Source organism: Kocuria tytonis (genome assembly GCF_003226895.2).
Lineage (GTDB): Bacteria > Actinomycetota > Actinomycetes > Actinomycetales > Micrococcaceae > Kocuria > Kocuria tytonis.
On record NZ_PNJG02000001.1, the window covers coordinates 694,233 to 706,287 of the forward strand.

At 72.1% G+C, this 12,055-nt stretch carries 12 protein-coding genes; 5 read left to right on the forward strand and 7 right to left on the reverse strand.

Annotated features, from left to right (window positions below; genetic code table 11):
• Positions 1-24 precede the first annotated feature (24 nt).
• The gene (locus C1C97_RS03085; RefSeq protein ID WP_121029945.1) at positions 25-585 is read right to left on the reverse strand and encodes a DUF2017 domain-containing protein; all 561 of its coding nucleotides are present in this window, start codon (positions 583-585) and stop codon (positions 25-27) included.
• Entirely contained in the window at positions 585-935 is a 351-nt protein-coding gene (clpS, locus tag C1C97_RS03090; protein ID WP_121029946.1) for an ATP-dependent Clp protease adapter ClpS, read from the reverse strand. The genes C1C97_RS03085 and clpS overlap by 1 nt, the downstream gene beginning before the upstream one ends.
• Before the next feature lie 65 nt (positions 936-1,000).
• On the opposite strand from clpS, the gene C1C97_RS03095 reads away from it, so the two are divergent.
• Positions 1,001-2,341, forward strand: a complete 1,341-nt coding sequence (locus C1C97_RS03095; protein WP_121029947.1) for a nicotinate phosphoribosyltransferase — start codon at positions 1,001-1,003, stop codon at positions 2,339-2,341.
• Positions 2,342-2,355: 14 nt separating this feature from the next.
• On the forward strand, positions 2,356-2,973 hold the full coding sequence (locus C1C97_RS03100; RefSeq protein WP_121029948.1) for an isochorismatase family protein: 618 nt from the start codon (positions 2,356-2,358) through the stop codon (positions 2,971-2,973).
• Between the two features lie 168 nt (positions 2,974-3,141).
• Here the strand turns inward: C1C97_RS03100 and C1C97_RS03105 are convergent, their stop codons facing one another.
• The 5 genes from C1C97_RS03105 to C1C97_RS03125 all read right to left on the reverse strand — a co-directional run bounded on the left by C1C97_RS03105 (position 3,142) and on the right by C1C97_RS03125 (position 9,352).
• Positions 3,142-4,926, reverse strand: a complete 1,785-nt coding sequence (locus C1C97_RS03105) for a DEAD/DEAH box helicase (protein WP_121029949.1) — start codon at positions 4,924-4,926, stop codon at positions 3,142-3,144.
• A 198-nt stretch (positions 4,927-5,124) separates the two neighbouring features.
• Positions 5,125-5,469, reverse strand: a complete 345-nt coding sequence (locus C1C97_RS03110; RefSeq protein WP_199712160.1) for a DUF3039 domain-containing protein — start codon at positions 5,467-5,469, stop codon at positions 5,125-5,127.
• Positions 5,470-5,501: 32 nt separating this feature from the next.
• Entirely contained in the window at positions 5,502-7,262 is a 1,761-nt protein-coding gene (locus tag C1C97_RS03115) for a hypothetical protein (protein ID WP_233542686.1), read from the reverse strand.
• Positions 7,244-8,236, reverse strand: coding sequence for an ABC transporter ATP-binding protein (locus C1C97_RS03120; protein ID WP_110919703.1), 993 nt, complete (start codon positions 8,234-8,236; stop codon positions 7,244-7,246). The genes C1C97_RS03115 and C1C97_RS03120 overlap by 19 nt, the downstream gene beginning before the upstream one ends.
• Positions 8,237-8,332: 96 nt before the next feature.
• Complete coding sequence (locus tag C1C97_RS03125; protein ID WP_121029950.1) at positions 8,333-9,352, reverse strand: tetratricopeptide repeat protein; 1,020 nt, start codon at positions 9,350-9,352, stop codon at positions 8,333-8,335.
• Between the two features lie 148 nt (positions 9,353-9,500).
• Between C1C97_RS03125 and C1C97_RS03130 the strand changes: the two genes are divergently transcribed.
• The 3 genes from C1C97_RS03130 (at position 9,501) to C1C97_RS03140 (ending at position 12,011) form a co-directional block, all read left to right on the forward strand.
• Positions 9,501-10,679, forward strand: coding sequence for an AI-2E family transporter (locus C1C97_RS03130; RefSeq protein WP_233542687.1), 1,179 nt, complete (start codon positions 9,501-9,503; stop codon positions 10,677-10,679).
• Positions 10,680-10,757: 78 nt separating this feature from the next.
• On the forward strand, positions 10,758-11,453 hold the full coding sequence (nucS, locus tag C1C97_RS03135) for an endonuclease NucS (protein ID WP_121029951.1): 696 nt from the start codon (positions 10,758-10,760) through the stop codon (positions 11,451-11,453).
• Positions 11,454-11,807: 354 nt separating this feature from the next.
• Complete coding sequence (locus tag C1C97_RS03140; RefSeq protein WP_110919707.1) at positions 11,808-12,011, forward strand: cold-shock protein; 204 nt, start codon at positions 11,808-11,810, stop codon at positions 12,009-12,011.
• Positions 12,012-12,055: the final 44 nt, after the last annotated feature.

Consider the following 12,055-nt stretch of genomic DNA (forward strand, 5'->3'; position numbering starts at 1 on the left):
TCGTCCCGTTCCGAGGATCCCGCATCACCGGGACGGCAGGGTCTTCAGCAGCGCGGTCATCAGCGATTCCTGCAGCCAGGACACGAAGTTGTACACCACGCCCATGTACTCCTCCACGGAGTCGGCCTTCCCGAAGTCGGTCAGCCCCGCCACGCGCTCGGCGTCCTGCGTGGAGTCGATGCGCAACCGGGAGGCGAGGACCAGGCGGACGTCGTTCAGCGAGCGCGCGAAGTCCTGGGCCTGCTCGGCGGTGAGCACCACGGGCTCGGACTCCAGGGCGAGCGAGGAGGCCCGCAGTGCCGCGGTCTTGCGTTCGCGCAGGGACCGGTCCGTGAGCCTGCGGAACTCGGCGGCCTCCTGCGGGTCCGACGACGCCGCGGGCAGCAGCCTGCGCAGCGCGGGGTCCGTGGGCTCCGGGACGTCCTCGTCCCATCCCACGAGCGTCTCGAGGGGGTCCTGGTCCGCGCGGGGTTCGGGTTCGAGCGTCTCACCGACGTCCGAGAACAGCTTCTGCAGCAGCCGCACCTCGGGGGCCTCGAACCGGCCCACGATGCCCTTGCGCGTGCGCTTGAAACCGTGTGCCATCAGTTCTCCCCCGCCTTCTCGTACGTGGCCCACAGCCCGTAGCCGTGCAGGGCACTCACGTGGGTCTCGGCCTCCTCCAGCGAGCCCGTGAACACGATCGACCGGCCGTTGTGGTGGACCTCGAGCATGAGCGTGCGAGCCTTGGCGTCCGGGTAGCCGAAGTGCGCCCGGAACACGTACACCACGTAGCTCATGAGGTTCACGGGATCGTCCCAGACCACCACGTTCCAGGGCACGTTCATGGCGGTCACCGCCTCGTCCGCGAGCGTCAGTTCCGGGGACTCCACGGGGGCCGCGCTCATCAGAACCGCGGCAGCGGGCGTGTGGGCCGAGACATGGTGAGTGGACATCGTCTCCATGGTAGCCGCGGGGACGGCGGATGTGCGCACGCCGGACGGACCACTAGGCTGGCCCCGTGAACGATCACACGTATTCCTGGCGCCCGCAGTCCACGTCCCTGCTGACGGACCACTACGAGCTGACCATGCTGCAGGCCGCGCTGCGGGCGGGCACGGCGTCCCGCCGCAGCGTCTTCGAGGTCTTCGCCCGCCGGCTGCCCCACGGGCGCCGCTACGGCGTCCTCGTCGGCGTGGGCCGGATCCTGGAGGGCCTGGAGCAGTTCCGCTTCACGGACGAGCAGCTGCGCTTCCTGCGGGACACGCACGTGGTGGACGCCGCCACCGTGGCCTATCTGGAGAACTTCCGGTTCACGGGGCAGATCCGGGGGTACGCGGAGGGCGAGACCTACTTCCCGCACTCCCCGCTGCTGAGCGTGGAGTCCTCCTTCGCGGAGGCCTGCGTCCTGGAGACCTACATCCTCTCGGTGCTCAACTACGACTCCGCCGTGGCATCGGCCGCCTCCCGCATGGTGGGCGCCGCCGGCGACCGCCCCTGCATCGAGATGGGATCGCGGCGCGCCCACGAGCAGGCCGCCGTGGCCGCCGCGCGCGCCGCCGTGGTCGCCGGCTTCGACTCCACCTCCAACCTCGAGGCGGGTTTCCGCTACGGCGTGAAGACCGTGGGCACCGCGGCGCACTCGTTCACGCTGCTCCACGACTCCGAGGAGCAGGCCTTCCGCGCCCAGCTGGACGCACTGGGGGTGTCCACCACGCTGCTCGTGGACACCTACGACGTCGAACGGGCCGTCTCCCTGGCCGTGGACATCGCGGGCCCGGACCTGGGGGGCGTCCGTCTGGACTCGGGGGATCTCGTGACCCAGGCCGCGTCGGTGCGGGCGCTGCTCGACAAGTACGGCAACTCCAACACCCGCATCACGGTCACGAGCGACCTGGACGAGTACGCGATCGCCGGCCTGCGGGCCGCGCCCGTGGACGCCTACGGCGTGGGGACCCGCCTCGTCACCGGATCGGGCGCGCCCACGTCCTCGATGGTGTACAAGCTCGTGTCCCGCGAGGGTGCCTCCGGCACCATGGAGCCCGTGGCGAAGGCCTCGTCCGGGAAGGCGTCCGTGGGCGGGGAGAAGTACGCGCTGCGCCGTCGCAATGCGCAGGGCGTGGCCACCCACGAGATGGTGGGCGTGTCCCACACGCCCCGGGACGACGGCGACGACCGTCCCCTGCTCGTCGACTACGTCACCGGCGGTGAGCTGCGGGACGGCTTCACCGGACCCGCCGCCGTGCAGCGGGCGCGCGAGCGGCACGCCGCCTCGGTCGCGGAGCTGCCCCGGGCCGCCCGCCGGCTTTCCGAGGGGGAGCCCGTGATCCCCACCGTGATCGAACCCGGAACCGAACACTGACCAGGGAGGACACCGTGCGCGCAGCACTGCTGATCGTGGACGTGCAGAACGATTTCTGCGAGGGCGGCAGTCTCGCCGTGACGGGCGGCGCGGCCGTGGCCGCGGGGATCTCCGAGTACCTCGAGGAGCACCACGCACAGTACGCGGCCGTGGCCGCCACCCAGGACTGGCACGTGGACCCGGGAGAGCACTTCAGCGAGACCCCGGACTGGGTCACGAGCTGGCCCGTCCACTGCGTGGCCGAGACCCACGGGGCGGAGACCCACCCGGAGCTCGACACCGAGCACGTCACCGAGTTCTTCCGCAAGGGCGCGTACGACGCCGCCTACTCGGGTTTCGAGGCGCTGTCCGCCCCGGACGTGGACGTGCCCATGGGCGAGTCCGAGGAGAGCACGGACGAGGACCGGGTGAGCCTGGACGACTGGCTGCAGCAGCGGGATGTCGAGGCCGTGGACGTCGTGGGCCTGGCCCTGGACCACTGCGTGCTGGCCACCGCGAAGGACGCCGTGGAGGCCGGGTACGAGACCCGCGTGCTGCTGCCGCTCACGGCCCCCGTCTCCGCCGAGGGCGGCGAACGGGCCGTCACGGAGCTGCGGGACACCGGCGCGGAGGTCCTCACGGACCTGCCGTGAGTGCCGGGCACCGGCTGGCGCGCCGCTCGGGGCCGGGCCGGAAGCCTGCGGCCGACCCTGAGCGGGTGCCGGCCCGGCCTGCGCGAGGTGCCCGGTGACCGCCGCCGGTGTGCCGGAGGACGCCGCCCGGCCGGGGCGAACCCGGCCGGGCGGCGTCGTCCGATCCCGTCACTTGCGGCCGATGAACCAGCGCTGCAGCATCGCGATCCGCGCGTTCAGCTGCTCCTCGGAGGCCTGTGCCACCGGCGGACCGCCGCACTTCGTGCGCAGCTCGTTGTGGATCACCCCGTGCGGTGTGCCGGTGCGCGCGGACCACGCCGAGACGTTCTTGGACAGCTGGGCCCGCAGGTCCTTGAGCCGGCGGTGGTCCGGAACGGCGGGCTTCTCCGGTTCCGCGGCACCGCGGCCCTGCCTCTGCACCGAGCGCGACTGCCGCTCCCGCAGCAGCTCGGAGACCTGCTCGGGGTCCAGCAGACCGGGGATGCCCAGGTACTCGGCCTCCTCCTCGGACCCCACGGCCGCGCCGCCGCCGAACGCGCCGCCGTCGAAGAGCACCCCGTGGAAGGACGCGTCCGAGTCCAGGGCCTGGAAGTTGCCCTGCGCGAGCGCCGACGACGCGCGGTCCTCGCGGTTGGCCTCCTCCAGCAGGTCGTCGTCCCAGCCGCTCTCCATGGGCTGGTCGAAGTCCACGACACCGGGCACGCTCTTGGGCTTGTCGAGGGCGTGGTCGCGTTCCTCCTCCATGGAGTTCGCGAGCGCCATCAGCGTGGGGACGGACGGCAGGAACACCGATGCCGTCTCCCCGCGCTTGCGGGCGCGCACGAAACGACCCACGGCCTGGGCGAAGAACAGGGGCGTGGAGGTGGAGGTCGCGTACACGCCCACGGCCAGCCGGGGGACGTCCACGCCCTCGGAGACCATGCGCACGGCCACCATCCAGCGCTTGTCCGACTCCGAGAACCGGTCGATCTTGTTCGAGGCGGCCTTGTCGTCGGAGAGCACCACCGTGGGTCGCTCCCCAGTAATGGCGTGCAGCTGCTCGGCGTAGGCCTTGGCGTCCTGGTGGTCCGTGGCGATCACCAGTGCGCCCGCGTCCGGCACGGTGCGCCGCACCTGGGTGAGCCGCTGGTCCGCCGCGCGCAGCACGGACGGGATCCACTGGCCCTGCGGGTCCAGGGCGGTGCGCCACGCGTGCGAGGTGATGTCCTTGGTGAAGCCCTCACCCAGCTGCGCGGCCATCTCCTCCCCCGCCGAGGTCCGCCAGCGCATCTGACCCGAGTAGGCCATGAAGATCACGGGGCGCACCACGTGGTCCTGCAGCGCGTTGCCGTAGCCGTAGGTGTAGTCCGCGGTGGAGCGGCGGATGCCCTCGCCGTCCTCCTGGTAGCGCACGAACGGGATGGGCGAGGTGTCCGAGCGGAAGGGCGTGCCCGTGAGGGCCAGGCGGCGGGTGGCCGGCTCGAACGCCTCACGCAGCCCGTCCCCCCAGGACAGCGCGTCACCGGCGTGGTGGATCTCGTCCATGATCACGAGGGTGCGCCCGGCCTCGGTCCGCGCCCGGTGCAGCAGCGGCTTGTTCGCCACCTGGGCATAGGTCACGGCGGCGCCCATGTAGCCGCGGCCGTGCTGACCGTCCGCGTTCTTGAAGTTGGGGTCGATCGCGAGTCCCACCCGCGCCGCGGCGTCCGCCCACTGCCGCTTGAGGTGCTCGGTGGGCGTGACCACCGTGACGCGCTGCACCGTGCCGGCGTCGTGCAGCTTCTTGGCCACGGTCAGCGCGAAGGTGGTCTTGCCGGCACCCGGGGTCGCCACGGCCATGAAGTCCCGCGGCTGCGCCTGCTCGTAGCGCTGGATCGCCTCGGCCTGCCACGCACGCAGCTTGGGGGCCGTGCCCCATGCGGCGCGGTCCGGGTACGCCGGAGGGAGGTCCGCCGCCGCCCCGAAAAGGGACATCTGGTCGCTGTCTGACACGTGGTGCTCGTCCTCTCCGCGCGCCGTGGGCGCGCATCCGCACACCCTCCCGGACGACGCCGCCCGGGCCGGGACCGCGGGTTCGGCCCGTGGTGGCCCCGCACGGCAACGGCGCCCGCTCAGTGCGGGCGCCGCCGGGTGTCCCGCGCACGGCGGGGCAGGGTGGTGCGGTGGTGCTGGTCAGTTCTCGGGCTTGTCCTTGCCGGGGCGCAGGCCCTGGTAGATCTCCTTGCACTCCGGGCACACCGGGAAGCGCTGGGGATCCCGTCCGGGGGTCCACACCTTGCCGCACAGGGCGATCACGGGCTCGCCGGACAGCGCCGACTCCATGATCTTCTCCTTGCGGACGTAGTGGGCGAACCGCTCGTGGTCACCGGGCTCCGCGAACTGGCGGGTCTCCTCCCGCTCGATCGTGGCGGTTCCCCCCACGGTCTCGGTCCCGGACTCGGTGCTCAGGAGCACCCTGCGGGTCCGCGCGGAGGGGGCCCCGAGGTGCTGGACGTCGGTGGTTTCCATGTCCACCACTGTACCCCGTGGCCCCCGCCGGGAATCCCGGCTCACCGGTAGCCGGCCACCTCCTGCAGCAGTTCCGGACCGCGGGCGTCCAGCCACTTCCCGCCCAGCCGCACTCCGAGCCACAGCAGGACGGCGCCCTCCACGAGACCGACGGCCAGAGCCGCCCAGCTCCACAGGGGGTCACCGGAACCCAGGTGCACGAACAGCAGCACCAGGGGCGGCAGCGCGAGCAGCACCATCAGGCCCATGAGCACGAACTGGAGCACGAGGTTGAGGATCGTGAACCCCTGCGGGGTCTTCATGGGCGAGGCCCCCGGGGGCGGTGTCGGATAGGTGTAGCGGGCGGAAACCACCGAGACCACGCCGCCCCCGCCCAGCAGCAGGGCCGCGCACACTCCGAGCATCGCGGGCAGGGCGGGCCACTGCTGCACCCGGACGAGCCACAGCACCACGCCCAGCACCACGAGCGGGGTGGCCACGATCAGCATGGCCACGACCCGACCCAGCCGATCGGCTCGTCCCGGAACGGACGCCAGCAGGTGCAGGCTGAACGCGGTGTTGTCGTAGGAGATGTCCGCGGAGATCGCGTAGGACATGAGCAGGGCGATCATCATGGGCAGCACCCACATGGAGAATCCCGAGTCGCTCCCCAGGAACCAGAGGGCCGCGCTGATCGCGGGGATCATCAGCAGGGACGCCGAGTACCGCGGGTCCTTGAACCAGTAGATCAGGCTCCGCGCGGCCACGGCGCCCCAGGGCCTGGCGGGGAACCGGTCGAACGCCCCGATGCCCGTGAGCGACTTGCCGGTGGCGCGGGCGGCTCCCCCGGCGGCGTCGGCCAGAGCACGGTCCAGCGCGAACCGCGCCACCGCGACGAGTGCGGCGAGCGTGGCCAGCACGATGAGCAGCCGGGCCAGGGCGGCACCCCAGTGGCCCGCCCCCACATCACCGGGGACGGCCCAGACCGCACCCAGCGGGGTCCAGCCGAGCACGGCGGCCCAGCCGGGCAGCCGGTCCCACACCCGCTCCACCCCGGAGGCGAGGGACGTGAAGATCGGACCCAGGAGGGCGATGAGCAGCAGGCTCACGATCGAGATCGTCTCGGTGGCACGGCGCCCCTTGGCGATCCGGGCCGCGAGCGCGGAGGCGCAGCGTGCACCCGTGAACGCGAGCAGCGCGGCCAGCACGGCGCACACCACCGCGGCGACCACTGCAGCGGGCGAGGCCCGCCAGGTGGACAGCCACCCGAGCAGCGCGACGACCGTGAGCACACCGGGGATCCCGATCACCGCGCCGAGCACCTGACCGGCCAGCAGCCCCGTGGTGCTCAGCGGGAACAGGGCGAGCCGGGAGGGGTCCAGCGTGGCATCGGCCTTGGAGGTGAGCACGGGCATCAACCACCAGCCCACGAGGACCGCGCTGCCCGCGACCACCGAGGCCGTGGTCACGACCGCGAGCGGTTCGGTGCCGAGGAAGACCATCCCGATCAGCAACACCCCCAGGATGAACAGGGCGTACAGCCCACCCAGGATGGTGCCCACCAGGACCCACGTGCTGCGGGTCAGCGTGTTGCGCAGGATGCGCCACTTCAGCCCGGCGAGCCGCCGGGCCTCCTCGAGCACGCCCATCCGGTGGGTCACGCGCTCCTGCCCGGACGGCGCCGGACGCACGGAGTCGGGGACGGCGGCGTCGGGAACGATCGCCGGGCCCTCGCCCGACGGTGCGGGCGGATCGGCGGGGTGCCCGCCGGGGTCCGCAGCGTCCTGCACTGCGGGGTCGGGGTTCACTCCGGACGAAGCCACTGCAGCCCCTCCCCCGCCTCGGTGCGACCGCCCACGAAGGACACGAAGCGGTCCTCCAGGGACATGCCGTCGCAGACCTGCGCCATGGTGCCCTGGGCCAGCACACGGCCCTGGTCCATCACGGCCACGTGGTCGCACATGCGCTGGACCAGGTCCATCACGTGGCTCGAGACCACCACGGTGCCGCCGGACTCCGTGTACTGGTGCAGCAGGGAGCGGATGTTGGCGGCGGAGACCGGGTCCACGGACTCGAACGGCTCGTCCAGCACCAGCAGGCTGGGCGCGTGGATCATGGCCGCGGCCAGGGCGATCTTCTTGGTCATGCCGGCCGAGTAGTCCTGCACCTGGCGGCCCGCGGCGTCCTGCAGGTCCATGGCGACGATCAGGTCCTCGGTGCGGTCCTCGACCAGCTGCCGGTCCATGCCGCGCAGCAAGCCCGAGTAGGCCACGAGCTGACGGCCGGTGAGCCGGTCGAAGAGGTGAGCGCCGTCCGGGAGCACGCCCATGCGGCGCTTGGCGGTGATCGGGTCCCGCCACACGTCCACGAGCTCGTCACGGCTCCCACCGCCCACGAGCACCTGGCCGGAGGTCGGCCGCAGCAGGCCCGTGGCCATGGACAGCGTGGTGGTCTTGCCCGCGCCGTTGCGGCCCACGAGTCCGTAGAACGAGCCGCGCGGCACCGTGAGGTCCACGCGGTCCGCGGCCGGGCGCCCGTCGTGGCCGTAGACCTTGGTGAGGTCCCGGACCACCAGGGCGGCAGCGGCGTCGTGCACCGGAACCGGGTGCGTCCGCGGCGCGGGGCGTTCCTCGTCCGCGGCCGGGGGCGGCGCACCGGGGCTCGTGGTGCCCGTGGACGACGACGCGCCCGCTCCTTCCGGGGCGGGCGCGTGCTGTCGCGCGGGGTGCGCGTCGTGTCGGGTGTCGTGGGCGGGCTCGCGGCGCGGCGTCGTGGGTCCGTTCGGTGGGTGACTCATGCCCCCCAACCTACTGAAGTCCGCAGCCGGGGCCGGGCATTGCGCCGGGCACGGCGTTGCCCCCGCCCGGCCCCGGGCCGCGCCCGGGGGCGCGACTCAGAACAGCACGCGCATCAGCTGGCCGCGGGCGGCCACCACTCGCGGGTCGTCGGCGCCCACGACGTCGAAGAGCTCCACCAGCCGAGCCCGTGCGGCGTCCTTGTCATCCCCGGCCGTGGTGCGCACCAGGGTGAGCAGCCTGCGGAACGCGTCCTCCACGTGCCCCCCGGAGAGGTCGAGGTCCGCGACGTCCAGGGCCGCCTGCAGGTCGGACGGGTCCGACGCCGCGGCCTCCCGGACCGTCGCGGCATCCATGGCGCTCACGCGCTGCAGCAGGTGCACCTGCGCGAGCGCGAGCTTGGCCTCGTGGTCCCCCGGGTTCTCGGCGAGCGCCTTCTCGTAGCTGGCCTCGGCGCCGTCCAGGTCTCCCGCTTCGAGCTTTTCCACGGCCTCCCGGTGCAGCGGCGGCAGCGGGGCGGGTTCGTCCTGCGAGGTGGGCTCGGCGGTGCCGGACACACCGTTCTGCTGCGCGAGACCCACGAGCTCGCCCAGCAGCTCGCGGAGCTGCTGCTCCGGGACCGTGGAGTTCACGAGCGGCACCACGCGCCCGCCCAGCAGCGCCACAACCGTGGGAACGCTCTGCGCCTGGAACGCCTGCGCGATCTGCGGCTCGGCGGAGACGTCCACCGTGCCCAGCAGCAGCCTGCCCTGGAACTCGTCCACCACGCGCGACACCACGTCCACGAAGCTCTGGGACTCCGGGCTCTGCGGCGAGTGCAGGACCACGACCACCGGGTAGCTGGTGGAGGCCTCCGCGTACTTCTGGAAGGTGGCGGTGGTCAGCTCCACGCGGTAGCTCGCCCCGCCGGCGGACGACGCCGCGTTCCCGGGAGCCTGCCCGCCGGGCCGTCCCGCTCCGGTCGCCGCCCCCAGGTCCACGGCGCCCCGCACCGAGGCGGGCACTGCCGGGTCCGCAGGCGCGGCTTCCGAGGCCGCCGGGCGGCCGGTGGGCTGGGGACCGGCAGCCTGGCCGGGCCGGGCGTGACCGGGCTGCGGGGATCGGGAGAACTCGCTCATGGATACCTCCTGGGGCCCGCCCGGACGAGGGGCGGGCCGTCGTCGTCACTGGTCCCGGGCGTGCGAGGGCCCGAGGACGTCTGCTGCCCCCATTATGGGTGGGCACCGAGGGGGATGTCCCGCCGGCCCGGCGATGTACGCTTCCGGCGTGAGCACAACCCCCGGACCCCGTCAGACGCCCGCACGCTTCCGGCCCTCGCGCCAGAGGTTCGAGGTGCCGCCCGAACCCGCCCAGGGCGAGTCCGAGCAGCGGCGCGCCCCGTGGGACCACCCGGTGCCCGTCAGGTCACACCCCGTCCAGACCGGGTTCATGCTCACCGTGGGTGTGGGCATCGCGCTGCTCGGCTACTACGTCCTCACCAACGTGGGCGGACTCGTGGGCTGGATCGTGACCGCCGCGTTCATCAGCCTGGGGCTCGACCCCCTGGTGCGGTGGCTGGAGTCCAAGGGTCTGCCCCGCGCGCCGGCCGGAATTGCCGTGATCGTGGCCCTCGCGCTCGTGGTGACCACCTTCATCATGGTGCTCGTCCCGCGCATGGTGGAGCAGGCGCAGCAGCTCGCCGCCCGCGGACCGGAGCTCGTGGACCGCTTCATGCACTCCCAGCTCTTCCACACCCTGGATGCGCGCTTCGACATCGCCGCCTCCGTGCAGAAGGCAGCCACCGGCCTCCAGGAGAAGATCGCCTCGGACGAGAACCTCCTCGGCGGGATGTTCGGCTCCGTGGTGAACGCGAGCGGCGTGGTGCTCAACGCCATCACGGGAACCCTGATCGTCATGGCCCTGACCCTCTACTTCCTCTTCTCGTGGCCCACCATCAAGGCCTGGTGCTACCGCCTGGCGCCCGCGAGCAAGCGGGCCCGCGTGACGGACCTGGGTGACCGGATGATCAACGGCGTGGGCAACTACGTGATGGGCCAGGCGTGCGTGGCGCTGATCAACGCCACCGTGGCATTCGTCCTGATGACCGTCACGGGCGTCCCTTACGCCTCCCTGCTGGTGCTGTTCGTGGCCGTGCTGGCGTTCATCCCGTTGGTGGGCGGTGTGATCGCGGGCGTGCTGGTGAGCCTGGTGGCCACCATCGGCGGCTGGGACACCGTGGTGCCCTACGCGGTGTGCTACTTCGCGTACCTGCAGCTCGAGGCCTACGTGGTCTCCCCGCGCATCATGGCCCGCGCGGTCGCGGTCCCCGGCGCGGTGGCGGTGATCGCCGTGGCCGCGGGCGGGGCCCTCTGGGGCGTGCTGGGCGCACTGATCGCGATTCCCACCGCGGCGGCCGGGCTGCTGCTCGTGCGCGAGGTGTTCGTGCCGCGCCAGGACGCCCGCTGACCCGGGCACGACGCCGCACTCCCGGCCGCGGCGCCGCGCTCGCCGTTCGTGACCGGCCGGGCCCGGTAGGCTGTCCGGGTGCGTTTAGTGATTGCAGACTGCTCCGTCCGGTACGAGGGACGCCTCAATGCCCACCTGCCACTGGCACGTCGGCTCATCATGCTCAAGGCCGACGGCTCCGTGCTGATCCACTCGGACGGTGGGTCCTACAAGCCGCTGAACTGGATGAGCCCACCCGCCACCCTGCGCGTGCGCGAGCCCTCCGAGGACGAGACCGCCGACGGCGTGCACGAGGTGTGGGAGGTCCGGGCGGGCAAGTCGGACGACCGCCTGGTCATCCACGTCATGACCGTCCACAGCCAGCTGCACCACGACCTCGGTGCGGACCCCGGCCTGGTCAAGGACGGGGTGGAGGCGGACCTGCAGCGGCTGCTCGCGGAGCAGATCACCCGGCTGGGAGAGGGCTTCTCCCTGGTCCGGCGGGAGTACCCCACCACGATCGGGCCCGTGGACATCCTCGCCCGGGACGCGAACGGCGCCACGGTGGCCGTGGAGCTCAAGCGGCGCGGGGACATCGACGGCGTGGAGCAGCTCACCCGCTACCTGGAGCTGCTCAACCGCGATCCCCTGCTGCGACCGGTGCGCGGCGTTCTCGCCGCCCAGCAGATCAAGCCCCAGGCGCGCACGCTCGCCCGTGACCGGGGCATCGAGTGCCTCAGTCTGGACTACGAGGAGATGCGAGGCACCGTGGACACCGAGTCCCGCCTGTTCTGAGAGCGGTCCCGACCGCTCTGGATGCGGACCGGGACGCCCGCCGCGGCCACGCGCACGGCCGGTGCACCGGCCGTCCCACGCGACCCCGGGACGCGGTCGGACGGCCCGGAATCCGCGCCCTGCCACACGCGCCGGGCCCTCTGACGACTGTTGACCGCCGCGTCACAGTGTGTGATGCTTGTGGTGTTCTCGCATCATGTTTGACATGCTCGCAGGAATGGTAGCGGGCGTGAAGTTCTGACTGGCGCTGTGGCACAACATTTTCGTGAGCCGCATCCACAGCCTTCTCGCGGTACCAGTTCAGGTGCACATCCATGTGCACGCACTACATACTCCAGAAGGAGATGCCCCATTATGGCTCAGGGCACCGTTAAGTGGTTCAACGCAGAAAAGGGCTTCGGCTTCATCACGCCGGACGACGCTGATGGCGACGTCTTCGTGCACTACAGCGAAATCCAGTCGGGCGGCTTCCGCACCCTCGAAGAGAACCAGCGTGTCGAGTTCGAGATCGGCCAGGGCCAGAAGGGCCCCCAGGCCACCGGCGTGACCGTCCTCTGACAGTCCCCCTCGAACGAAACCCCCGCCACCTCGCCGGTGACGGG